Origin of the sequence: Murinocardiopsis flavida, assembly GCF_003014485.1 — a bacterium.
GTDB lineage: Bacteria > Actinomycetota > Actinomycetes > Streptosporangiales > Streptosporangiaceae > Murinocardiopsis > Murinocardiopsis flavida.
Window position 1 is genome coordinate 96,660 of sequence record NZ_PYGA01000002.1, and the last position, 22,689, is coordinate 119,348.

Consider the following 22,689-nt stretch of genomic DNA (forward strand, 5'->3'; position numbering starts at 1 on the left):
CCGGATCTCATTGGTGTATTGACGGCCGTCATCGACGCCACGTAAATTCTGCCGCATAACTTGCGATAATAAAATCGATAGTTTCGATGGGACGTGGCCATGGCTACTCCAAAGAGCGGTGCCGCTGCGGCGCTCGCGCTCGGGCTCCTCGCGGCCACCGCATGCGGTGGCGGGCCCGGCGGCTCGGGCGACGATTCGATGCATGTCTGGATGTACCAGGACAGCCTGGTCGTCGTGCAGGAGGCCGCCGTCGAGCGGTTCAACCAGGACTCCGAGGTCGACGCGGTCATCGACCAGGTCCCCGGAGACAGCTACCAGGACAAGGTGCGCACGGTCATGAAGTCGCGCAACCGGCCCGACGTCTTCTTCAACTGGGGCGGCGGCAGCATCCGCCCCTACGTCGACGCGGACCTGCTGATGCCGCTCGACGACCTCATGGACGGCGACCCGGAGTTCGCCGAATCGTTCATCCCTTCGGTCCTCGACGCGGGCAAGATCGACGGGGTCCAGTACGGCATCCCCCTGCGCGGCACCCAGCCGGTGCTGGTCTTCTACAACAAGGACGTCTTCGCCGACGCCGCCGCCGAACCGCCGGAGACGTGGGAGGACGTCCTCGAACTGGTCGACACGTTCTCCGACGAGGGCATCACCCCCTTCGCCCTCGGCGGCGCCGACACCTGGACCGAGCAGATGTGGCTCCAGTACCTCGTCGACCGCATCGGCGGCCCCGAGGTGTTCCAGCGCATCCAGGAGGGCGACGCCGAAGGGTGGCGCGACCCCGCGGTCCTCAAGGCCGCCGAAACCGTCGAGGACCTGGTCGACCGCGGCGCCTTCGGGAAGAACTTCGCGTCGGTGAGCTTCACCGAGGGCGCGGCCTCGGCGCTGCTGTCCGAGGGCAAGGCCGCGATGCACCTCATGGGCTCCTGGGAGTACTCGACCCACCTCGACCAGGCTCCGGAGTTCGCCAAGGACTCTCTCGGCTATGCCGCCTTCCCCCCGATGCCGGAGGGTGAAGGCGACCCCGCCAACGTCGTCGGCAACCCCACCAACTACTTCTCGGTGACCTCCGACAGCGCCCACACCGACGCGGCCGCCGAGTTCCTCAAGGAGACGTCCACCGACGCCTACGTCAAGGACATGGTCGAGAACGGCGAGGTGCCGACGACCACCGACGCCGAGGACGCCCTCGACGACGCCCCCACCCCCGACTTCGCCGCGTTCCAGTACGAGATGGTGCGCGACGCGCCGAACTTCCAGCTCTCCTGGGACCAGGCGCTCCCCCCGGAGACGGCGACGCCCATGGCCGACGAGATCGGGAAGCTGTTCAACGGCCAGAGCACGCCCGAGCAGTTCGTCGACGCCCTGGCGGAACTGCGGTGAGCAGCGCAGCCCTGCGCACGGGCGGCGCCCCCGCGAGGGGCGCCGCCCGCCGGGCCGGGCCCGGCGTCGGCCGGCCCGGCGCGCTCTGGGTGCTGCCCGGCCTGGTGTTCTTCTGCCTGTTCGCCGTGCTGCCCTTGGGACTCGTGGCCTACCTGTCCTTCACCTCGTGGGACGGCCTCGGAACGCCGCGGTTCGTCGGCGGGCAGAACTGGTCACGGCTCGCCGGGGACGGCCTCATGCACCAGGCGGTCGGGCTCAGCGCCGGCCTCACCGCGGCGAACTGGGCCGTGCAGACGCCGATCAGCCTGCTCCTCGGCGTCTGGGCCGCGGGGAGGCAGCGCAACCGCGCCGTCCTCGCAGCGGTCTTCTTCGTGCCGCTGCTGCTCTCCTCGGCGGCGATCGCGATCATCTGGAAGTCCCTGCTGGACCCGAACTTCGGCCCGCTCGCCCAGATCGGTCCCTGGCTGGGCCTGTCCGATGCCGGCGTCCTCGGCGGCGCCGGGAGCGCCTTCCTCGTCATCGTGCTCGTCACCGCGTGGCAGTTCATCCCGTTCCACATGCTGCTCTACCAGAGCGGTGCGCGCCAGATCCCGGAGTCGCTGTACCAGGCGGCCCGGATCGACGGCGCCGGGACGCTGCGGTCCTTCCGGCACATCACCCTGCCGCAACTGCGCCACACGGTCACGATGTCGTCGGTGCTCATGGTCGTGGGGTCGCTGACCTACTTCGAGACCGTCCTCATCCTCACCGGCGGCGGGCCCGGGACCGCCACCACGATCGTCCCCTACCTGATGTACCGCTCCGGTTTCGTGGGCTGGGAGATGGGCTACTCCGCCGCGATCGCCGCCACGCTCGTCATCGCGGCGACGGCGGTGTCACTGGTCATGGTCCGCCTCACCGGGTTCGGGGCGATGCGCAGCACCCGGGAGGGGATGTGAACGCGCCGCCCGCGGCACGGCTCGCTGCCCCCACCGCACACCCCGGTCCGGGGACCCGCGCTCCTGCGCGCCCCCGCCGCTCCCGCCGCCCCCGGCCCAACCTGCTCGCCGGTGCGGGGGCACTCGGCTGGCTGGTCGTCGTCGGCGTGCCGGTCTACGCGCTCCTCATCGCGACGTTCCAGCGCAGCGAGGACTACACGGCGCGGGGCCCGCTCACGCCGCCGAGCGACCCGACGCTGCGCAACTACGTCGCGGCCGTGGAGAACGGCCTCCTCACCTTCGTGCTGAACACGCTCCTGGTCACAGCAGGGGTGGTGGCCCTGGTCGTGGTTCTGGCGGTGACCACGGGCTACGCCGTGGTGCGGTCGAGGGCACGGTGGGCCTCCGGCACCTTCCTCGTCTTCCTGCTGGGCCTGGCGATCCCCTCGCAGGCGGTGATCGTGCCCGTCTACCTCGTCATCGTCGAACTCGGCCTCTACGACTCGCTGACGGCGATCGTGCTCCCCACGGCGGCGTTCGCGCTGCCCGTATGCGTACTCATCCTCACCGGCACGCTGCGCGACATCTCCACCGACCTCTACGAGGCCATGGCACTCGACGGCGCCGGACCGGTCCGCACCTTCGTCCGGCTCGTCCTGCCGCTCTCCCGGTCGGGCCTCGCCACGGTGGCCGTGTACGCGGCACTCCAGGCGTGGAACGGCTTCCTCTTCCCGCTGATCCTGACCCAGTCGCGCGAGCGGCGGCTGATCACATTGGGGCTCTTCGAGTTCCAGGGGCAGTACCGGGTGGACATCCCCGGCCTCCTGGCGGCCGTGGTGCTCTCGGCGGTGCCGATCCTCGTCGTCTACCTCATCGCCCGGCGCTCCCTGGTCAGCGGCCTCATGGGGGTAGGCGGCAGGTAGCGCGGGCCACACCACCCGGTCCGCTCTTCGGCGGACCGCACGAAGCCCCGCGGGCGCGCGGGCACCCACCGACGAAGGACGGCATATGACGCGTCTGCCCGATCCCGCCACCGACTCCCCCGCATCCCCTCCGGAGCGCTCCCGCGTTCCCGGGGCCGGGGAGCCGTGGCGTGATCCGTCCCTGCCCGCGGCCGAACGGGTGGACCGGCTGCTGCGGCTCATGACCGTGGAGGAGAAGACCGCCCAGCTCTACGGCATCTGGGTGGGTGTGCCGGAGTCCGGCGAGAGGGTCGCGCCGCATCAGCACGACCTCACCGAGGAGCCCATCGACTGGGACCGTGCCATCGCCGCCGGCCTGGGCCAGCTCACCCGCCCCTTCGGAACGGCGCCGGTAGACCCTGCCAGGGGGATGCGCGCGCTGGCGCGGTCCCAGGAGCAGATCGCCGCGGCCGGCCGCTTCGGGATACCGGCGCTGGCCCACGAGGAGTGCCTGGCGGGCTTCACCGCGTGGCAGGCCGCGATCTACCCGGTCCCGCTGGCATGGGGCGCGGCGTTCTCCCCGGGACTCGTCGAGGCCATGGCGGCCCAGATCGGGTGGAGCATGCGCGGGGTCGGCGTCCACCAGGGGCTGGCACCCGTCCTCGACGTCGCGCGCGACCTGCGGTGGGGGCGCACCGAGGAGACCATCGGCGAGGACCCGTACCTGGTCGGCACCATCGGCACCGCCTATGTCCGGGGATTGCAGTCGGCGGGGGTCGTCGCCACCCTCAAGCACTTCGTCGGATACTCGGCCTCGCGCGCGGGACGCAATCTGGCACCGGTCTCCGCGGGCGCCCGAGAGATCGCCGACGTCCTCCTCCCGCCGTTCGAGATGGCGGTGCGCGACGGCGGGGCGCGGTCGGTCATGCCCTCCTACACCGACAATGACGGGGTCCCGGTCGCCGCCGACCTCTCCCTCCTCACCGGGGTGCTGCGCGAGGAGTGGGGCTTCGAGGGCACGGTGGTGTCCGACTACTTCGGGATCTCGTTCCTGGAGACCCTGCACGGGGTCGCGGGGTCACCCGCCCATGCCGCCGCGCTGGCGCTGCGGGCGGGCGTGGACGTCGAACTGCCCACCGTGCGCTGCTTCGGAGAGGGGCTGGTGGCGGCCGTCCGCGCCGGCGAGGTCCCCGCCGACCTGGTCGACCGCGCAGCGCGGCGCGTCCTGCTGCAAAAGTGCGAACTGGGCCTGCTCGACCCCGACTGGACGCCGCTGCCCGACGGTGGGCAGGACGACCCGGACCCCGCCGAGCCCTCGGCCCGGGGCGGGGTCGACCTCGATCCCCCCGAGCAGCGACGGCTGGCCCGCCGCCTCGCCGAGGAGTCCGTGGTGCTGCTCGCCAACGCCGACGGCGTGCTGCCGCTCGCGGCGCCGCGACGCCTCGCCGTGGTGGGCCCGTGCGCCGACACCGCCGACGCCCTGCTCGGCGGCTACTCCTTCCCCAGCCACGTCGGCGTGCACCACCCGGGGATCGGTCTGGGCGTCGAGGCACCCACCCTGCTGGCGGCCCTGCGCGCCCACCTGCCCGGTACACGGGTCGACCACCGGGCCGGCTGCGCGGTCGACGGGACCGGCACCGAGGGGATCGCCGCAGCGGTCGAATCGGCGCGGTCCGCGGAGATCTGCGTCGCCGTGCTCGGCGACCGGGCCGGACTGTTCGGCCGCGGCACCTCCGGCGAGGGCTGCGATGCCGAGGACCTGCGGCTGCCGGGCATGCAGCAGCAGCTCATCGAGGCGCTCGCCGACACCGGGACGCCTGTGGTCCTGGTGCTCCTCACCGGCCGGCCCTACGCGCTGGGCGGGATCGCCGACCGGGTCGCGGCCGTCGTCCAGGCGTACTTTCCGGGCGAAGAGGGCGCGGCGGCGGTGGCGGGGGTCCTCACGGGCCGGGTCGGGCCCAGCGGCCGACTGCCCATCGGCGTGCCGAGGACACCGGGCGGCCAACCCGCGGGCTACCTCGCCCCGCCGCTCGCCCACCGCAGTGAGGTGAGTTCGGTGGACCCCACGCCGCTCTACCCGTTCGGCCACGGGCTGTCCTACACGCGGTTCCGCTGGGAGGACGCCCGGATCGGCGGCCGGGCCGCGGCCCCCGGGGAGTCCGCGGTCGCGGACACCGACGGGTCGGTCACGTACGGCTGCACGGTGCGCAACGTCGGAGCAGCCCCGGGCGCCGACGTCGTCCAGCTCTACCTGAGCGACCCGGTGGCACGGGTGACACGCCCCGTGCGGCGGCTGATCGGCTACGCAAAGGTGCGCCTCGACCCGGGCGCCGCCCGCCGGGTCGAGTTCACCGTGCATTCCGACCTCGCCGCCTACACCGACATCGACGGGCACCGCATCGTCGAACCGGGGGAGCTGGAACTGTGCCTCGCGGCGTCGAGCGCGGAGCCGCGCCATACCGCGCGTGTCCGCCTCGACGGCCCGCTCCGCGTCGTCGACCACACCCGGCACCTGGTGAGCGAGGCCCGGGTCGGACCGGAATGAGGCGGGGCTCGCAGGACACGCCACGCGGGCGCGCCGTAGAGGAGGATGCCGCGGCCGACCACGCGGCCGGCCACGGCGGCGCCGCCCGGTCACCCGATGGGGACGTCCTCGACCGGCCCGAACGCGGGGATGCGGACCGTGACCCGCTCGACGTCCTCGGGCACGAGGAACGACGCCCACAGGACACCGGAGGTGCCGGGGTCCAGGACGTCGGTGGTGGCGAAGCCGTTGGCGTTGGAGCAGAAGCAGTAGAACTGCTCGTCGGTGAGGGTGTGGTAGCGGGTCGTACCGCCGGCGTCCAGGACCGCCCCGCTCTTCGACTTGATCGGCCCGTAGTCGTACACCGAGCTGGAGCTGAGCGCGGACACCGGGTAGAACTCCTCCTTGTCCTCGTTGTGGATCGTGTACATCAGGTTGACCAGGCGCCCGTCCTTGGGCCGCTTGAGGGTGTTGACCTCGACACTGGCCTCGATCTCCCCCCGCTCGGCGTTGTGGCTGAACTCCCCGGTGAAGTCGGCCGACCCGAGGACCGGCGGCTTCTCCGCGGCGGCGGAGGGAGCGGTCCCGGCGGCGAGCAGTACGGCAACGGCGAGCGCTGCGCGGATCATGCGGTTCATGGCGGTACCCGTTCCCTTGCTATTTCGCGAACGCGACGGTGACACGGCGGTTCTTCTCCCGGCCCGCGTCGGTCTCGTTCGAGGCGACCGGGTCGGCCGACCCGTGACCGGTGGCGGTGAACTCGACGCCGTCGCGTTCGACCAGCGCCTTGAGCTTCTTGGTGACCTCAGCCGCGCGCTTCTCCGACAGCGGCTGGTTGATCGCGTCGTCCCCGCTGTTGTCGGTGTAGCCGTCGACGGCGACCTCCGACGCGGCGGACTCGTCGATCTCCGTCGCGACGTTGGCGAGGGCCGCGTCGGCCTTGGTGGTCAGGGTCGACTTGTTCAGGTCGAACAGCACATCGGAGGAGAGCATCACGTTGGTCTTGTCCGGCGAGTCCTCGCGGGTCGAGCCGCCGCCGAGGTCCTCCTCGATCTGGCGGAGGTCGAACACGCGCGGTTCGACGAGGTCGCCCTTTGGATCCTCGGGCGCCTTGCGCTGCCCGCCGAGGGGGACGTCGGGGATCACCGGGCTGGTGGGGAGGGCGACGCTGAGCGCGGTGACGTCCTTGGGCGGCGCGGGGAACGCCGCCCAGCCCGACAGCGAGTCGTCCGGGGCGATGTGGTCGCCCGGCCAGATCGAGCAGAAGCAGTTGTCGTCCTTATAGGTCCGAGGGGCGTAGTGCTTCATCCCGTCAAGGTCGAGGAGTACTGCGCCGCTGGGCGAGGTGAGCTCGGCGCCCGAGTCCTGGAGGGAGAGTTCGGAGTAGATCTGGACCGGTTCGTCGTCGGTGTTGGTGATCCGGAAGCCCAGGACGACCATGTCGCCGGGGATGCGGTGCAGCCGGGTGATCTCGGTGCGGGCGCCGCCCGTCAGTCCGGTGTCGTCCGTGGCGGCGAGCGGCCGGGACCCGCCCGCACCGCCTCCCTTGCCGGTTTCGGGGTCCTTGCCGGTTCCGTCGCCGGTTCCGCCGCCGGTTCCGCCCGGCGAGCACGCGGTGAGCAGGACGGCCAGCGCGGAGGCGGCGGCGATCCACGTGCGCGGGTGGTTCATTCGGTCAGCCCTTTCGGTGTGGGGGATGGGGCCGAAACGGTGCGCGCTAATCCTCGATGCGGGCGTTCTTGAAGGTCAGGTCCTTGCCGAGGGCGATGTCGAGGACGCCGACGTCCTCGGGTACCGGCAGCAGCACGTACAGCGTCCCGGTCTCGCCCTTCGCGACGAACATGCCGCCGGCCGAGGTGATGGTGCAGGCGCAGTAGGTGGAGAAGGCGCCCTCGGGGACCGCGGCGCCCTGGTCGATGACCATCGACCCGTAGGTGGTGCCGGTCGCGGGGTCGGTGGCGCTGGTGCCCTCCAGGCTGCTCAGCGCGGTCGTGCTCGGCTCGGGCCAGAACGGGTTGAGCCCCTCGGTGCTGTCGTAGCGGCTGGTCATCGCGTAGCTCAGCAGCACGGTGTCGGTCGCGATCCGCTCCAGCCCCAGGCCCTTCAGCTCGGCCTTGTACGCCGGCTCCTCCTCATCCGTCACGGTCTCGGCGAACTCGGTCATGGGGCGGCCCTTGCCGGATGCGGCCGGGGCCGCCGAGCTGTCGGGCCGCGGGCTGCTCGCGGCGCCCTCGGCTGCGCGCGGCAGGGTGACGGTGACCCGCCGGTTGCGCTGCGCGCCCTCCTCGGTGGCGTTGTCGGCGACGGGCTCCTTCGAGCCGTGGCCCGATGTCGTGAAGTCCACCTCGGAGTCGATGCGCCGGTCCAGGCCCTTGGCGACGGCGTCCGCGCGGCGCTCGGACAGCGGTTCGTTGACGGCGTCGGTGCCGGAGTCGTCGGTGTGGCCCGCGACGCCCACCGACGCGGCGCCGGAGTCCTCGATGCGCCGCGCGGCGCGGTCCAGGACCTTGTCGGCCTTGGGGGTGAGGGTGTGCTCGTCCAGGTCGAACAGCACGTCGGCCGAGAGGTCGACGTCGGTGTCGTCCTCCTGCTCCCGCACGCTTTCGGCGCCGTCCTTGCTGGTGGCCGCGCCGACCAGGGGCCAGACCTCGGCTTCGGCGCCGGAGCCGCGGGGGGACTCGATGCCGTACTCCGCGAGTTCGGGCGCATCGGTGCCGATGGGCACGTCGGCGAACGGCAGGGAGAACACGGTGCCCACGGTGACCTTCTCGACGTCCTTGGGCGGCGCGGGCAGCACCGCGGCGGCCTTGACGGGCCGCTCCTTGGTGATGCCCCACTTGTGGGTGTCGTCGAACCGCGTGCACAGGCACGCGCGGTCCTCGGTGAAGTAGGGCATGTGCGCCGAGCGGCCCTCGGGCCCGATCCAGTAGAGCCCGCTCATGTCGTCCTGCGGGTAGTCGCCGGTGGCGGGGGTCGGGAAGCTGACGTTGCCGTAGAGGTTGCTGTCCCAGGGCCCGGTGGCGGTCTCGCTGGTGAAGGTGAACTCGGCGACCATGTGCTCGGCGCCGAGCCGGTTCAGAGTGAGCGCGGCCTCGGCCAGTGCCGCGCCGGACTCGGCGATGACATCGCGGGTGACGGGCTTCTCGCCGGTGCCGGGCGAGGGCCGGGCGGTCGCGCCGGGGTCGGCGCCCAAGGCGCCGCCGATGGTGTCGCAGCCGGTGGTGAGGACCAGCAGCAGGGTCGCGGCGCACGCGGTGACGGCAGACGTGCAGCGGTGGTTCACGGCAAGGGTCCTTACTGTGGGGGAACCGAAGGACTTTCGCACTGGCTATGGACTTGTCGCCGCGGCCTCGGCCGCGGCGCGTTCTCATTGGGTTGGACGCCGCCCGGTCCGGAAAAGATCCCGCCGTTTTTGCGCGGCGGCGGGCGGCCGGTGCCCGCCCCCGCGCAGGCCGCCCACCGGCCGCCCGCCCCGCCCCGGGCCCGCACCGGCCGCCGCCTATGCTCCTGCCATGGAGGCACTGGCCGTACGGTTGTCGCAACTCGATTCGGAAGCCGGGGGCGCGATCCGCGTCGTCATGTACTACGACACCCTGATGCGCCGACGGGTGGACCTGTCGGCGCTGGTCCGCGCCTCGGCGGGGCTGGGCGAGTGCGTGGCGGGGATCCGGCTGCACGGAACGGGGCGGGTCATCCGCTGCGGGCCCGACGGCAGGCCGGCCGCCGCGCCGCCGCTGCCCGCGTCCAGTGCCGCGCCGATCGTCCTCGACGCGGAGGAGATCGGCACGGTGTGGCTGGAGCGCCCCGGCCCGGCCAATCCGCTCGACGAAATGGTGCTGGACCGGCTCTCCATCGCCGCCGCGGCGGTCCTCGAACGGTACGGCCCGGCCCGCACGACCATGGCCGACCCCGCACTGATCGAACTGGTCATCAGCGCCGACAGCGACGAGGCCGCCAGGGAGCGGGCGCTGCGGCTGCTGGGGTTCGCCGCCGGCCCGCCGGTCCGCGTCGCCGCCGTACGGTCGCTGCTCCCGCTCGACCGGATCGGCGGCCTGGTCAGCCCGGGCCGCCTGGTGAAGGCCGCCCCGCTGGCCGGGGTGGGCGTCATCCTGGCGACCGCCATCGACCCGGCCCGGTTCCCGGCGGGCGTGCGCGCGGGCGTCGGCGCCGCCGAGAGCCCGTGCCGGTCGTGGCGGGAGGCCCGCACCGCCCTCCGCTTCAGCACCGAGCGCCGCCCGGTCGTCCACCACGACGACCTGGGCGCGCTGGCGCTGCTGGCCGAGATCCCCAGGGACACCGCCCGGGACAACGCCGACGTCGCCGCGATCGCCCGCCTGGCCGACACCCCGGAGGACCTGGAGACGCTGGACGCCTACTGCGCCACCGGGTCCCTGCGCCGGGCCGCCGACCTCCTCCACCTGCACCACAGCAGCGTCGCCCGCCGGCTCGAACACATCGCGAAGACCCTCGGCATCGAGCTCACCGAGCCCGCCGGGCTGGCGCGGGCCGGGCTCGCCCTCACCGCGTGGCGGCTCCTCGACGGGTGAGCGGGGTCCGCGCCGCCCGCCCGCCGCCGGTCACACCCGCAGTCCCGCGCCGTCGGTGGACTCCCGCGCGGCCAGCCGGTGCGGGGCGATGTGCACCTCGAACGGCAGCGGCGCCGCCGCGCCGATGCGGGCCGCCAGGCACTTCACCGCCAGTGCGGCGATCACGCCCTTGTCGGGGACCACGGAGGTGAGGGACGGCGTGCCGTAGAGCCCCTCCTCGGAGCCGTCGATGCTGGCCACGGCGACATCGCCGGGGACGCTGAGGCCCGCTTCGTACAGGGCCCGCTGCGCGCCGGCGGCCAGCAGGTCGCTGAAGCAGAAGACCGCGTCGGGGCGGACCCCGTCGGGCAGTTCGGTGAGGGCCCGCATGGCGAGCAGGCCGTCGCGGCGGGCGAACTCCTGCACCAGGGGCACGAGCCGGGGGTCGAAGGTCAGCCCCGCCTCGTGCAGGGCGCGTTGGAAGCCCTCCAGGCGCTGTCCGCTGGTGGCCGACGACCGCGGTTTCACGCCGATGGCGGCGATGCGGGTGCGGCCCAGGCCGGCCAGGTGCGCGGTCGCCTCGCGCGCGGCGGCGACGTTGTCGATCAGGACGTGGTCGGCGGCGATCCGGTCGCGCTCGTAGCTGCGCTCGCCGAGCAGCACGAGCGGGAACTCGTTGGCGGCCGAGGCGAGCTCGTCGAGCGAGACGCGCAGTGGCGACAGGATGGCGCCGTCGAGCAGTGCCGCGCCGACGCCGGTGGCCAGGCGCAGTTCCTCCGTCGCGTCGCCCAGCGTCTCCTCGATGAGGACGGTGAGACCCAGCGCCGCGGCCTCCGCCCGCACGTGCTGGGCGAGCTCCGCGAAGTAGGGCGTCGCGAGGTCGGGGACCGCGAGGGCGATCAGGCCGCTGCGCCCCGTCCGCAGGCGGCGCGCCGACGGGTTCGGCCGGTAGCCGAGTTCGCGGACTGCGCTCATCACCCGTTCCCGCGTTGCCTCGGACACCCGCGGTGCACCGCGTACAACGTTGGACACGGTCTTGATCGAAACCCCCGATCGAGCCGCCACGTCCTTGAGCGTCACTGCTGCCACCGACCGGCCCCCATTATCCATATCCCCCTCGATTATGCACAGAACGGCGGCGAATGTCTGCGCCGCCGCCGCGTTCCGCCCGTTCCCGGCAGAGGGTTGACCCCGGCGACACCCGGCGGGTACAACGTTGGAACCGTTCGTAATCGGCCGCATCGACATCAGACCGGGCGGCCGCAGCATGCCCGCGTGCCGAGGATGCCCGCCCCACCCGGGAGGGCCTCCCCAGGGTCCCATCCCGAAGCCGCCACCACGGGTTCGCGCCGCCCGCACCGCCCCCCGCCTGCCTCACGAGAGGGCCCGCATGTCTTCGCACCGCTCGAACTCCCCACTGCGCGCGGCCGTGGTCGGCGCGGGCGGGATCGCGCGCGCCGCCCACCTGCCCGCCCTCCGGACACTGGCGGACGAGGGCGAGGTCGACGTCGTCGCCGTGGCGGACGTCGCCGCCGGCGCCGCGCGCGGCCTCGCCGCCGCCGCCGGGATCCCGCACGCGTTCACCGACCTCGACACGATGCTCGCCGAGGCGCGCCCGGACCTGGTCGTGCTCTGCACGCCGCCCGCCGTGCACCGGGAGCAGTCCATCGCCGCGCTCCGGGCCGGCGCCTGGGTGTGGTGCGAGAAGCCGCCGTGCCCGTCCCTCGCCGACTTCGACGCCATCGAGTCCGCGGAGAAGGGCGGCGACACCGACCCCTACGCCGCCATCGTCTTCCAGCACCGCTTCGGCTCCGGCGCCCGCCACGTCCGACGGCTGCTGCACGGCGGCGCGTTCGGCCGTCCGCTGGTGGCCCACTGCCAGACCACCTGGTACAGGGACGCCGCCTACTACGCCGTGCCGTGGCGCGGGCGCTGGGCGACCGAGGGCGGCGGCCCCGCCATGGGGCACGGCATCCACCAGACCGACCTGCTGCTGGACCTGATGGGCCCATGGGCGGAGGTGCGCGGCATGGCGGCCCGGCTCGTGCACGACGTGGAGACCGAGGACGTGTCCACCGCCCAGGTCCGCTTCGCCGGCGGGGCCGTCGGCACCGTCGTCAACAGCGTGCTGAGCCCGGACGAGGTCAGCAGGATCCGGATCGACTGCGAGCGCGCCACGATCGAGCTGACCCACCTGTACGGCCACCGCAACGCCGACTGGCGCATCACGCCGGCGCCCGGCGTCCCCGAGGAGACCGCGGCGGACTGGCGCGGTTTCGGCGCCGACGAGCCCAGTTCGCACCTCGCCCAGCTGCGCGTCCTCGTCGCGGACGTCAAGGCCGGCCGACGCCACGCCACCAGCGGCGCCGGCGGTCGCCGGACGCTGGAGTTCATCACCGCCCTGTACAAGTCGGCGTTCACCGGCGCCCCCGTCAGCGCGGGCGAGATCGGCCCCGGCGACCCCTACTACACCGAGCTGCACGGCGGCGCCCCCGGCTGGGCGCCGGCCGACACCCGCGAGGAAGAGGACCGCGCATGACGCTCGCCCTGACCCACGCCCATGGCGACCGGATCACGGTGGCCCACGAGGCGACCGGAACCGAGCTGTTCGCCTACGTGTACCGCCCCGAAGCCGCGTGGGAGGCGCCCAAGCCCTACCTGCATCCGATCCGGACGCTGTCCGGCGGTCCGGTCACCGGCTACCGCCCCAACGACCACCGGTGGCACAAGGGGCTCCAGCTGACGGCGTCGCACCTGTCGGGGCAGAACCTGTGGGGCGGCAACACCTACGTGCACGGCGAGGGCTACCTCCCGCTGCCGGAGCAGGTCGGCTCGATGGCCCACACGGCCTTCGAGGAGGTCGCCGCGGCGGGCGACCGCGCCGTCATCGCCGAACGCCTGACCTGGCACCCGCACGACGGCGCGCTGTGGGCCGAGGAGGAGCGCCGCATCGAGGTGTGCGACGTCGACCCCGCGTCCGGCAGCTGGTCGTTCACCTGGACCTCGGCGGTGACCAACCGGCGCGCCGAGCCGCTGCGCTTCGGCAGCCCCACCACGCACGGCCGCCCCGCCGCCGGGTACACCGGGCTGTTCTGGCGCGGGCCGCGCGCCTTCCGCGACGGCGCCGTGTTCACCGCCGATGGCGGCGGCGAGCTGATGGGCGCCCAATCCCCGTGGCTGGCCTACGTCGGCGAGCACGACGGGCGCGACGGCCACGCCACCGTCGTCTTCGAGCACGCCCCGGCGAACGACCACGGGGGCGAGAAGGGGACGCACCCGGCGCACTGGTTCGTGCGCAGCGACCCGTTCGCCGCCGTCGCGCCGTCGTGGGCGTTCCACGAGGAGCTCGTCCTCGCCCCCGGCGACACGCTCGCCCGGAGCTACCGGGTCCACGTCGCCGACGGCGCGTGGGACCGCGACCGGGTCGCCGCCCACCTGGCGGGGCGCGCGTGGTGAGCGCGGCCTACGACGGGTTCCCCGCGGCGGTCGGCGTGTCCCGGCTGCGCGTGTACGACTGGCCCACCGTCGAGGGCCACCCCGGCGGCGGGACGCCGCACCTGCACCTCACCTGTAGCGAGGGGTACGTGGTGACGGCCGGCCGGGGGCACGTGCAGACCCTCGCCCCGTCCGGCTACCGGGAGACGCCGCTGGAACCGGGCACCGTGGCCTGGTTCACGCCCGGCACCATCCACCGCCTGGTCGACGACGGCGGCCTGGAGATCACCGTCGTGATGCAGAACAGCGGCCTGCCCGAGGCGGGCGACGCGGTGCTCACCCTGCCGCCGGACCTCCTCACCGACCCCGGCACCTACGCCGACGCGGTCCGCATCCCCGCCGACGTCCCGGAGCCCGAGCAGGTGGATGCCGCGCGCACCAGGCGCGACCTTGCCACCCGCCGCTTCCTGGAGCTGCGCGGCGCCACCGAGGGCGGCGACCCGGGGCCGCTGGCGGCCTTCCAGCGGGCGGCGGCCGCGCTGGTCCGGGCCCGGCTGGACGGGTGGGAGCGGCGCTGGCGCGACGGCGCGCACGCCGCCGCGGCGGCGACCGGGGCCCAGATCGCCGCCCTGCGCGGCGGCGACGTGCGGCACCTGGCCGACGCCCGGGTCGCGGCGACCGGCCCCACCGAACGCGGGCGCTTCGGCATGTGCGGCCGATTGGACGTCTACCCGGGCATCTGAGGGCCCCTCCGCCGCCCGCACCGCGGGCGCCCGGCCGCCCGGTCCGGCGCCCCCCTGCCCCGTCCGCTCCCGTTCCCGGAAGGCCCGCATGCCCCGACCCCGAAACGGCCGCCGCCCGCACCCGACCCGCCGGACCGTCCTGGCCGCTGCCGCCGCCGGGCTCGGCACCGCCCTGGCCGCCCCGCTCTCCGCATGCTCCCCTGGCAACGGCGGCGGACGCGGAGCCGTCCTCACGTTCTCCTGGTGGGGCAACGACGACCGCGCCGCGCGCACCGAGAAGGCCGTGCGGCTCTTCGAGAGGGAGCACCCCGGGGTCACCGTCCGCGTGTCGAACGCGGAGTTCGGCTCCTACCTCCAGAAGCTGACCACGCAGGCCGCCGGCGGCGGCATCCCCGACGTCGCCCAGCTCGACTACCGCCAGATCTCCCAGTACGCGGGCAGCGGCGCGCTCCTGCCGCTGGGCGGGGCCGTGCGCGACAAGACGATCCGCACGGCCGAGATGGACGGCGAGTTCCTGCGGACGGGGACCTTCGACGACGAGCAGTACGCCCTGCCCATGGGGCGCGGCATCACCGGCTACGCCTACGACTCCGCGGTCTACGGGAAGGCCGGGATCCCCACCCCCCGGCCGAGCTGGACCTGGTCGGACTGGGCGGACGCCAACAGGCGCATCGCCGCGCTGGGCCTGAAGTCCCCCGACGGGCGGACCGTCACCGGCAGCAACGACGGCGGCGGCAACGAGGACGTGTTCGAGAACTGGCTGCGCAGCCGCGGCGGCAGCCTCTACGACGGCCAGACCCGGCTCGGGTACACCGAGGACGACCTCACCGAGTTCTGGACGTTCTGCGACCGCCTCCGCAAGGAGGGCGCCATCGCGGCCGCCCGCGACACCACCCAGGCCAACAGCACCGAGACCAGCCCCATGGGCCGCGGGCTGGCGGCCGCCGACTACACCTGGGACGCGCCCTACCCCGGGTACTCCGACCTGCTCGGCGCGTCCACCCGCTTCGGGCCGGTCCCCACGGCCGGCGGCCGGGCCGGCACCTACTTCAAGCCCTCCATGCTCCTGGGCGTCGGGGCCCACACCCGGCACCCCGAGGAGGCGGCGCGGCTGGTCGACTTCCTCCTCAACGACCAGCGGGCGGGCGACATCCTCGGCTTCACCCGGTCCACGCCGGGCAACCGCGCGATCGCCGCCCGCGTCGCCACGACCCTCACCGACGCCGAGCGGGAGATCTACCGGTACGCGGAGGCGATGGAGGAGTACGGCCTGGACGCCCCGCCGGCCGCACCGCCGCGGGGCGACCTCGCCATCCAGACCGCCTTCAAACGCAACTACGAGCGCGTGATGTTCGGCCTGGCCACGCCGCGGCACGCGGCGCGCGAACTCATCGACGCCGCCAACCGGGAGCTGAGGCCATGAGCGCCCTGTCGACCAAGGACCCCGCTGGCGCCGCCCGCCCGGCGGACCGGCGCCCGCCCGCAAGGGCGCGCCGCCGGACGCGCGAGCAGCAGTGGCCGGCCTACGTGTTCCTCACGCCGTGGATGATCGGCGCGGGCGTGCTGACCCTCGGCCCGATGGCCGTGTCCCTGTACCTCTCGTTCACGGACTACAACCTGTTCGACCCGCCGCGATGGATCGGGCTGCGCAACTACACCGAGATGCTCACCGAGGACCCCCGCTACTGGCGGTCGGTCGGCACCACACTGCTGTTCGTCGTGGTGGCGGTCCCGCTGAAGCTGGCCCTCGCGCTCGGCGCGGCGATGCTGCTGAAGAACCTCAGCAGGGGCCGGGCCTTCTACCGGTCGGCGTTCTACGCGCCGTCCCTGCTCGGGGCGAGCATGTCCATCGCCCTGGTGTGGAAGGCGCTGTTCAACGACGGCGGCACGGTCGCCGACGTCCTCGGCGCGGTCGGCATCCCCACCGGCGGCTGGGTCGGCAACCCCGACCTCGCGGTGTACGCCGTCGTCCTGCTGACGGTGTGGCAGTTCGGCGCGCCCATGGTGATCTTCCTGGCCGGTTTGCAGCAGATCCCGCCCGACCTCTACGAGGCGTCGGCCCTCGACGGCGCCGGCCCGTGGCGGCGGTTCCGCTCCATCACCGTGCCGATGCTGTCGCCGGTCGTCTTCTTCAACCTGGTGCTGGAGACCATCCAGTCCTTCCAGGTCTTCACCCCGGCGTTCGCCATCAGCGGGGGCGACGGCGGGCCGGCCGACGGCACCATGTTCTACACGCTGTACCTGTACGAGCGCGGCTTCACCGCCTCCCACATGGGCTACGCGGCGGCCATGGCGTGGCTGCTGCTGCTCGCCATCGGCGTGATCACCGTGATCCTGTTCCGCACGTCCCGGTCCTGGGTCTTCTACGCAGACGAGGGGGGACGATGACCATCGCCGCGAAGCGGTGGCTGCCGCACACGGTCGCGGCCGCCGGCCTGCTCGTCCTGCTGTACCCGCTGGCCTGGCTGGTGGCGACGTCGCTGAAACCGGCCGACGAGGTGGTGACGAGCCTCGACCTGTGGCCCGGCCGCTTCGAGTGGTCGAACTACACGACCGCGCTTGAGGGCGTGTCGGGCGTCTCGGTCACCCGGCTGCTCGGCAACAGCATGCTGATCGCGGTGGGCGCCGTCATCGGCAACGTCGTGTCGTGCTCGCTCGCCGCCTACGCCTTCGCCCGGCTGCGGTTCCGCATGCGCAAGGCGATGTTCGCGTTCATGATCGCGACGCTGATGCTGCCGCACCACGTGGTGCTGATCCCGCAGTACATCGTCTTCAACCAGCTCGGCATGGTCGACACGTACTGGCCGCTGGTGCTGCCCAAGTTCCTGGCCACCGAGGCGTTCTTCGTCTTCCTCGTGGTCCAGTTCATGCGCGGGCTGCCGCGCGAACTGGAGGAGTCCGCCCGGATCGACGGCTGCGGCCCGTTCCGCACCTACTGGGAGATCATCCTGCCGCTGAGCCGGCCGGCGCTGATCACCACGGCGATCTTCACTTTCATCTGGACCTGGAACGACTTCTTCACGCAGATGATCTACCTGTTCGCGCCGGAGAACGCCACGATCACCCTCGCCCTGCGCAGCTTCGTCGACCAGTCCAGCACCTCGGCGTTCGGGCCCATGTTCGCCATGTCGGTGATCTCGGTGCTGCCGATCGTGCTGTTCTTCTTCGTGTTCCAGCGCTACCTGGTCCAGGGCATGGCGACATCCGGACTGAAGGGCTGAGCCGCCATGGCCCGCGCACCCGCGGCGCCCCGCGCCGACCGCAGGGAACCCGGCGAGGTCTTCGGTCCCGGGTTCACCCTCTTCGCCGACATGCTGCTCGTCGGCCTGCTCACCAGCGCGGCCGGCATTCCGCTCGCCACGGTCCCCGCCGCGTTCGCCGCCGCCGCGGCGACCCTCCGCGGCTCCGCTGCCGACGGCGCGCCGGTCGGCATCGGCGCCTACGCCGGGCACCTGCGCGCCCACCTGTCCGCACGCACCCTCGCCGCCGGGCTGGCCGTGCCGCTGCTGGTTGCGGTGGTGCTGGTCGACCTCGCCATCGTGCGCGCCGCGCTGCCGGGGGCCGCATTCGTGGGGCCCGCCCTGGCCCTGCTCACGCTGGGGGCCGCGGTCGCGGGGCTGCGCGCCACCGCGCTCGCGGCCCCGCACCGGCTCTGCGTGCGCGAGGCGGTGGTCCGCTCGGCGGCCGACCCGGGCGGCAGCCTCCTCCTCGCCGCCGCCGTGGTCGTGGCGGCGCTCCTCGCCTGGTCGATGCCGCTGCTGATCCCGCTGCTGCCCGGGCCGCTGGCGCTCGCCGCCACCGCTGTGGACCTCCGCTCCCCCGCGACCCGGTGACCGCCGGGCGGCGGACAGCGGGCGACCGGACGGCGGACGGCAGCGTGGCGGGGGTTCGGCTCACCGGGCGAGCGCGCCGAGCTGGTCGGCCAGGTCGGCGAGGCCCTCGGCGTACAGGTCGAACCGGTCGGCGGGCGCGGGCGGGTCCCCGACGGGGCGGGCGACGTAGGCGGTGCGCAGGCCGAGGCGCTGCGCCGCGCGCAGGTCCCAAGCGTGGGCGGCGACCATCAGCAGCCGCTCCGGCGGCACCCCGGACACGGTGACGGCGAGCGCGTAGACGGCCGGGTCCGGCTTGTAGGCCCGCGCGTCCTCGGCCGACAGCGCCTGGTGCCAGCGCAGGCCCGCGCGGGCGTTGAGGCCCAGCAGCTCCGTCCGGGCGGCGTTGGACAGTCCGATCAGCGGGAAGCGCTCGGCGAGGCGGGCCAGGCCGGGCACGGTGTCGGGCCAGGCCGGGGCGCGCCTGCCCGCCAGTGCCAGCGCGGCGACGGCGGCGGGGTCGCCGGTCCCGGCGGTGTCGGCGACGAGCCGGGCGGCCTCGCGGTCGAGGCCGTCGCTCGCGGTGTAGGGGCGGCCGCCGTCGCGGATGCGCCGCTGCTCGCCGTCGATGTGCCGCTGCCACACCTGCGTCAACTCCTCGACGGCGGGACCGGCGAGCGACGGTGCGAGGTCGCGGATCCCGGCGCGGATGCCCGCAGGCTCGTCAACGAGCGTGCCGAGCACGTCGAACACCAGGGCGTCGGTGGCGAAGTCGGGCATGGGTTGGGACTCCCCCGGTTGCGTAATGACTGAAGATCGGTATTGGGCATTACGTTAGCGAGAGCTTGTAATGGATGCAAGCCGTGTTCTTCGATTATGCGTGGAGGTCGGGCACCGCGATCCGCGCAGGCTCCTCGGGAGCGGAGTCGTCGGGAGCGGAGCCCGCCGGAGCGGGGTCCTCCACCCGCGGGGCGTCGAGCGACCGGAACGCCGGGGCGACGAGGGCGGCGATCGCCGTGGCACCGGCGATCACGGCGACCACGGCCCCGGCGGCCGGCAGTCCCGCCGCGGCCGCCACCGCCGCGAGAGGGGCGCTGGACACTGCGGGCGCGGCCAGCATGACGGTGTTCTGCGCGCCGAGCACGCGGCCGCGCATCGCGTCCGGTGTGGCCTCGATGGTCAGCACGCCCAGGACGGCCGAGGCCGGGGCGTAGGTCAGCCCGAGCAGCGCCGCGCCCCCGAGCACCACCCACGGCGACGCCATGCTGCCGACCGCGCCGAACCCGAGCAGCGTCCCCGCCATCCCGATGACGAACCACGTGCGGCGCCGGACCCGGCCGGCCGAGGCCGCGTAGACCGCGGACCCGGCGATGCTGCCCGCGGCGATCGCGCTCAAGGTCAGGCCGGTCAGCTCCGGCAACTCCTCCGCCGTGAAGTAGGCGGGCATCAGGGTGCTCTGGAGGGCGCTGAGCACGGCGACGAGCATCGAGGTGACCAGGGTCGCGCCGAGGACGAGGCGGGTGCGGCCGAGGAACCGCCACCCGGCGGCCAGGTCGGCCAGCGCCAGGCGCACCGCGCCGGTCGGCGCGCCGGCGGGGCCGGGGTCCCGGCGCGGCACGAGTCCGGCCCGCGGGTCGAGCATGAGCGTCGTCAGGGCGGCGAGCAGGCTCGTCGCCGCTGTCACCAGCATCAGCAGCGGGGACAGCCCGAGGAGCCCGACGAGCAGACCGCCCAGGCCGGGTCCTGCCAGCAGCAGCACGCTCCCCACGGTCTCGCGGGTGGCGACCAGCCGGTCCAGCCGCCCCGCCCGGGCGGGGCCCAGGCGCGCCAGTGCGGGCAGCAGCGTCTCCTGGGCGGTCATACCCGGCACCCGGACCACCGCCCCGGCGATGGCCAGCAGCAGGAACCAGGCCAGGTCCAGGCCCCAGAAGGCGTCGACGACCGGCAGTGCGGCCACCGACAGCGCGGCGAGCAGGTCGGAGGCGACCGCCACCGTCCGGCGGTCGACCCGGTCGACGAGCAGCCCGGACACGAGCCCCATCGCCGCCGAGGCCGCCGTCGCCGCGGTCGCGAGCACGCCGGCGGCGAGGACGTCGCCGGTGCGGTCGAGGACGAGCAGCGGCATCACGACGCTCGCGATGCCCTTGCCGAGCAGTGACAGCCCGTATGAGGCGAAGTAGACCGCGGCACTGCGGCGCATTGCTGCGCACCTCCTGTCGGTGGACCCACTGTCCGTGATTGCTCCGTGGTCGGCCGGTCGGCGGCCGGTCGGCGGCCGGTCCCGTCGGCGGGACCGACCGCGCACCACAGGGCTCCGGCGGCGGCGCATCGGGCGATGCCGCCGCGTCCCGCACGTCCGGCGTCCGGTGGCACGGCTCAGGAGACGCCGTGCCCTCGGGGCACACTCAATACCCGCAGGCTGTGATGCCGCCCACACGGCCGCGGCGCCGGTCGGCACGGGGAGGCGGCGGAGCCGCACACCAGGACCGGGACTGAGCCGGGACTCAGGCCCCTGTCGATGCCTACGAATGCGGATTAAAGTCACTCAATACAAAAGCGAAAAACACGATAAGCCACATTTGTGGTTGCGGCCCGTCGACACTTCCCCGCGTCGAAGCGGGCCGACCGCCCTGCTCCGCCCGAAAGGACCGTGAGATGGCAGCCGCCCGCATGGACCCCCGCAGGCCGGCAGCCGTGGGCCCGGCACGCGACCGCGGCGTGAGCATCATCGAGTACGCCGCCGTCATCGTGCTGGCCGGAACGGTCCTGGGCCTGTGCCTGGTCGCGATCCCCGGAACCCTGCGCCCGCCGGTCGCCGACGCGGTGTGCTACCTCATGGGGCTCGGCGACGAGTGCGGCGACGACGGGGGCGGCGCGTCGCCCGACACGCCCGACCCGAGCGGTCCGCCGTCCGTCCCGCCCGAGTGCCGCCCGCCCGGCTCGCCGCGCCCGGAGACCGAGGACGACAAGAAGTACAAACCGAAGCTGTGCGAGAAGTACTACAAGAAGGAATGGTCGAAGGTCACGACCAAGATCCTGTTCATCCGGATGAGCGACGAGTTCGCGTTCATCCGGCAGGAGTACTCCGACGGTTCGGTCCGGCTCACCGGCGTCTCCACCAAGGGCATCGGGGTCGAGCTCGAAGGCGACCTCAACGTCGTCAAGAGCGGCGGGATCTCCCTCGGCGGCAAGATCGGCGGGAAGCTCACCTGGGGCGTCGGCGACACCTTCGTGTTCGACGGGCCCAACGCGAAGGCCGAGGCCGACCGCAGGGAGCAGTACATCAAGACCTACCTGGAGATGAGCCACAGCCCGCCGGTGGGGTGCCCGGGCGGCCCCCAGCCGCCGCCCGGCCTCGGCGGCGGCAGCGGCGGCGCGCCCCCGCGCGACTGCCCCGGGTTCATCGACCCGGGCGACTTCGCCGAGGAGGTCGGCGAGCCGGAGATCACCACGGAGTCCCTCGGCGGCGAGGGATCCCTCGGCCTCAACTTCGGCAAGGGGACGGCCGGCGGCAAGGGCAAGGACGGCAAGGAGGACAAGGACGCGAAGAAGGGCTCGCTCAGCCTCAACCTGCTCGGCGGCGAGGGCAAGCTCAGCGGCGAGACCATCGAGGAGACCGACAAGCGCGATCCGGACAACCCGAAGTACTCCAGGACGTACTCGTTCACGACCGAGGGCGACGGCACGGTCGGATTCCTCAACTTCCGCGGCGCGAAGAACGTCGCCATGAAGGTCACCCGCGACAAGGACGGCAAGCTGCTCGCGGTGACCCTGGCCGAGTCGGCGGCCACCCCCGACGGCGCCGGGTTCAAGGCGGGGTTCGCCGGGGACGTGGGCACCGGCAAGCACGGGATCGAAGGCGGCTACGAGACCACCGAGCGCGACGGCTTCCACGACTCCCGGGTCGCCACCCTCGAGGTCGGCGACGACAACCGCGACCTCATCGAGGGCTGGCTCGAAGGCAAGAAGTCGGGCGAGGGCAACCGGGCCGGCGACATCGGCGCGCCGGTCGAGCTCGACGACAAGAGCAGCGAGTGGGACAAGGTCGCCAAGGAGTTCTACGACCACGGCAGGGTCAGCAAGACGCTCTTCGACACCGAGCAGGAGTCCTCGTCGGCCAGCTTCGGGGTGAACCTGTACGGGGTGGGGCTCGGCTACACCATCGAGTGGGGCAAGGAGGAGCGCGAGGCCATCGACTCCCATTACCTCGGTGCCCCCAACGGCAAGGACCCGCGCGACTGGATCGAATTCCCCGAATGCGAGTACACGAGCGGCGGCGACGGCGACTCCGACGACCCCAAGCCGTCCGACCCGCCGCCGGGCCGCCCCGAGGGGTGCCGCAAGGAGGACGACTGACCTCCGCCGCCCGCGGGGACGGGCCGGGCCCGGCCCGCCGCCGCCCCGGCCGCCCCCGCTCCCATGGGGATCTGCCGGGCCGCGGGGCGCGCAGCGG

Annotated in this window: 19 protein-coding genes; 13 read left to right on the plus strand and 6 right to left on the minus strand. The window is 73.4% G+C overall.

The genetic code is table 11. The features are described from left to right. Window positions 1–99 precede the first annotated feature (99 nt). The 4 genes from CLV63_RS03145 (at window position 100) to CLV63_RS03160 (ending at window position 5,744) form a co-directional block, all read left to right on the plus strand. Entirely contained in the window at window positions 100–1,380 is a 1,281-nt protein-coding gene (locus tag CLV63_RS03145) for an ABC transporter substrate-binding protein (protein ID WP_106581351.1), read from the plus strand. Between the two features lie 11 nt (window positions 1,381–1,391). Further along, a complete protein-coding gene (locus CLV63_RS03150; protein ID WP_106581671.1) occupies window positions 1,392–2,318 on the plus strand; it encodes a carbohydrate ABC transporter permease in 927 nt (308 codons plus the stop codon). Next, a complete protein-coding gene (locus tag CLV63_RS03155; RefSeq protein WP_106581352.1) occupies window positions 2,315–3,220 on the plus strand; it encodes a carbohydrate ABC transporter permease in 906 nt (301 codons plus the stop codon). The genes CLV63_RS03150 and CLV63_RS03155 overlap by 4 nt, the downstream gene beginning before the upstream one ends. Window positions 3,221–3,305: 85 nt before the next feature. Continuing rightward, a complete protein-coding gene (locus tag CLV63_RS03160) occupies window positions 3,306–5,744 on the plus strand; it encodes a beta-xylosidase/alpha-l-arabinosidase (protein ID WP_106581353.1) in 2,439 nt (812 codons plus the stop codon). Between the two features lie 89 nt (window positions 5,745–5,833). Here the strand turns inward: CLV63_RS03160 and CLV63_RS03165 are convergent, their stop codons facing one another. From CLV63_RS03165 to CLV63_RS33995, 3 genes are read right to left on the minus strand one after another with little or no spacing between them, the layout of a single operon-like run. Further along, on the minus strand, window positions 5,834–6,361 hold the full coding sequence (locus CLV63_RS03165; RefSeq protein ID WP_106581354.1) for a hypothetical protein: 528 nt from the start codon (window positions 6,359–6,361) through the stop codon (window positions 5,834–5,836). A 19-nt stretch (window positions 6,362–6,380) separates the two neighbouring features. Then, on the minus strand, window positions 6,381–7,394 hold the full coding sequence (locus CLV63_RS34385; protein WP_245928539.1) for an OmpA family protein: 1,014 nt from the start codon (window positions 7,392–7,394) through the stop codon (window positions 6,381–6,383). Between the two features lie 46 nt (window positions 7,395–7,440). Continuing rightward, window positions 7,441–9,006, minus strand: coding sequence for an OmpA family protein (locus tag CLV63_RS33995; RefSeq protein WP_245928540.1), 1,566 nt, complete (start codon window positions 9,004–9,006; stop codon window positions 7,441–7,443). Window positions 9,007–9,235: 229 nt separating this feature from the next. Between CLV63_RS33995 and CLV63_RS03180 the strand changes: the two genes are divergently transcribed. Continuing rightward, entirely contained in the window at window positions 9,236–10,270 is a 1,035-nt protein-coding gene (locus CLV63_RS03180) for a PucR family transcriptional regulator (protein WP_106581355.1), read from the plus strand. 30 nt (window positions 10,271–10,300) lie between these two features. Here the strand turns inward: CLV63_RS03180 and CLV63_RS03185 are convergent, their stop codons facing one another. Continuing rightward, window positions 10,301–11,359: a LacI family DNA-binding transcriptional regulator gene (locus CLV63_RS03185; protein WP_211301128.1), complete on the minus strand. Its 1,059-nt coding sequence runs from the start codon at window positions 11,357–11,359 to the stop codon at window positions 10,301–10,303. A 280-nt stretch (window positions 11,360–11,639) separates the two neighbouring features. Here CLV63_RS03185 and CLV63_RS03190 point away from each other — a divergent pair, with 280 nt between their 5' ends. The 7 genes from CLV63_RS03190 (at window position 11,640) to CLV63_RS03220 (ending at window position 18,260) form a co-directional block, all read left to right on the plus strand. Then, the gene (locus tag CLV63_RS03190; protein ID WP_106581357.1) at window positions 11,640–12,788 is read left to right on the plus strand and encodes a Gfo/Idh/MocA family protein; all 1,149 of its coding nucleotides are present in this window, start codon (window positions 11,640–11,642) and stop codon (window positions 12,786–12,788) included. After that, window positions 12,785–13,705, plus strand: coding sequence for a DUF6807 domain-containing protein (locus tag CLV63_RS03195; RefSeq protein WP_106581358.1), 921 nt, complete (start codon window positions 12,785–12,787; stop codon window positions 13,703–13,705). The genes CLV63_RS03190 and CLV63_RS03195 overlap by 4 nt, the downstream gene beginning before the upstream one ends. After that, a complete protein-coding gene (locus CLV63_RS03200; RefSeq protein ID WP_245928542.1) occupies window positions 13,702–14,427 on the plus strand; it encodes a cupin domain-containing protein in 726 nt (241 codons plus the stop codon). Before CLV63_RS03195 ends, CLV63_RS03200 begins: the two co-directional genes overlap by 4 nt. Window positions 14,428–14,515: 88 nt before the next feature. Next, window positions 14,516–15,850: an ABC transporter substrate-binding protein gene (locus tag CLV63_RS03205; protein ID WP_106581360.1), complete on the plus strand. Its 1,335-nt coding sequence runs from the start codon at window positions 14,516–14,518 to the stop codon at window positions 15,848–15,850. After that, window positions 15,847–16,815 (plus strand): carbohydrate ABC transporter permease, encoded by a 969-nt coding sequence (locus CLV63_RS03210; RefSeq protein ID WP_106581361.1) that lies wholly within the window; start codon window positions 15,847–15,849, stop codon window positions 16,813–16,815. Before CLV63_RS03205 ends, CLV63_RS03210 begins: the two co-directional genes overlap by 4 nt. Next, entirely contained in the window at window positions 16,812–17,648 is an 837-nt protein-coding gene (locus tag CLV63_RS03215; protein WP_211301129.1) for a carbohydrate ABC transporter permease, read from the plus strand. Before CLV63_RS03210 ends, CLV63_RS03215 begins: the two co-directional genes overlap by 4 nt. Before the next feature lie 6 nt (window positions 17,649–17,654). Beyond that, the gene (locus tag CLV63_RS03220) at window positions 17,655–18,260 is read left to right on the plus strand and encodes a hypothetical protein (protein WP_106581363.1); all 606 of its coding nucleotides are present in this window, start codon (window positions 17,655–17,657) and stop codon (window positions 18,258–18,260) included. Window positions 18,261–18,320: 60 nt separating this feature from the next. Here the strand turns inward: CLV63_RS03220 and CLV63_RS03225 are convergent, their stop codons facing one another. Both CLV63_RS03225 and CLV63_RS03230 read right to left on the minus strand, forming a co-directional pair. Next, window positions 18,321–19,016, minus strand: a complete 696-nt coding sequence (locus CLV63_RS03225) for a haloacid dehalogenase type II (protein ID WP_106581364.1) — start codon at window positions 19,014–19,016, stop codon at window positions 18,321–18,323. 94 nt (window positions 19,017–19,110) lie between these two features. Further along, a complete protein-coding gene (locus tag CLV63_RS03230; RefSeq protein WP_106581365.1) occupies window positions 19,111–20,436 on the minus strand; it encodes an MFS transporter in 1,326 nt (441 codons plus the stop codon). A 455-nt stretch (window positions 20,437–20,891) separates the two neighbouring features. Between CLV63_RS03230 and CLV63_RS03235 the strand changes: the two genes are divergently transcribed. Then, the gene (locus CLV63_RS03235) at window positions 20,892–22,592 is read left to right on the plus strand and encodes a hypothetical protein (protein ID WP_106581366.1); all 1,701 of its coding nucleotides are present in this window, start codon (window positions 20,892–20,894) and stop codon (window positions 22,590–22,592) included. The last annotated feature ends 97 nt before the right edge of the window (window positions 22,593–22,689 follow it).

Bases quoted from the DNA above. Each gene is read 5' to 3' on its own strand.
- CLV63_RS03145 (WP_106581351.1), top strand. From the start codon at position 100: ATGGCTACTCCAAAGAGCGGTGCCGCTGCGGCGCTCGCGCTCGGGCTC.
- CLV63_RS03160 (WP_106581353.1), top strand. From the start codon at position 3,306: ATGACGCGTCTGCCCGATCCCGCCACCGACTCCCCCGCATCCCCTCCG.
- CLV63_RS03165 (WP_106581354.1), bottom strand. From the start codon at position 6,361: ATGAACCGCATGATCCGCGCAGCGCTCGCCGTTGCCGTACTGCTCGCC.
- CLV63_RS34385 (WP_245928539.1), bottom strand. From the start codon at position 7,394: ATGAACCACCCGCGCACGTGGATCGCCGCCGCCTCCGCGCTGGCCGTC.
- CLV63_RS03180 (WP_106581355.1), top strand. From the start codon at position 9,236: ATGGAGGCACTGGCCGTACGGTTGTCGCAACTCGATTCGGAAGCCGGG.
- CLV63_RS03185 (WP_211301128.1), bottom strand. From the start codon at position 11,359: ATGGATAATGGGGGCCGGTCGGTGGCAGCAGTGACGCTCAAGGACGTG.
- CLV63_RS03190 (WP_106581357.1), top strand. From the start codon at position 11,640: ATGTCTTCGCACCGCTCGAACTCCCCACTGCGCGCGGCCGTGGTCGGC.
- CLV63_RS03195 (WP_106581358.1), top strand. From the start codon at position 12,785: ATGACGCTCGCCCTGACCCACGCCCATGGCGACCGGATCACGGTGGCC.
- CLV63_RS03205 (WP_106581360.1), top strand. From the start codon at position 14,516: ATGCCCCGACCCCGAAACGGCCGCCGCCCGCACCCGACCCGCCGGACC.
- CLV63_RS03210 (WP_106581361.1), top strand. From the start codon at position 15,847: ATGAGCGCCCTGTCGACCAAGGACCCCGCTGGCGCCGCCCGCCCGGCG.
- CLV63_RS03215 (WP_211301129.1), top strand. From the start codon at position 16,812: ATGACCATCGCCGCGAAGCGGTGGCTGCCGCACACGGTCGCGGCCGCC.
- CLV63_RS03220 (WP_106581363.1), top strand. From the start codon at position 17,655: ATGGCCCGCGCACCCGCGGCGCCCCGCGCCGACCGCAGGGAACCCGGC.
- CLV63_RS03225 (WP_106581364.1), bottom strand. From the start codon at position 19,016: ATGCCCGACTTCGCCACCGACGCCCTGGTGTTCGACGTGCTCGGCACG.
- CLV63_RS03230 (WP_106581365.1), bottom strand. From the start codon at position 20,436: ATGCGCCGCAGTGCCGCGGTCTACTTCGCCTCATACGGGCTGTCACTG.
- CLV63_RS03235 (WP_106581366.1), top strand. From the start codon at position 20,892: ATGGCAGCCGCCCGCATGGACCCCCGCAGGCCGGCAGCCGTGGGCCCG.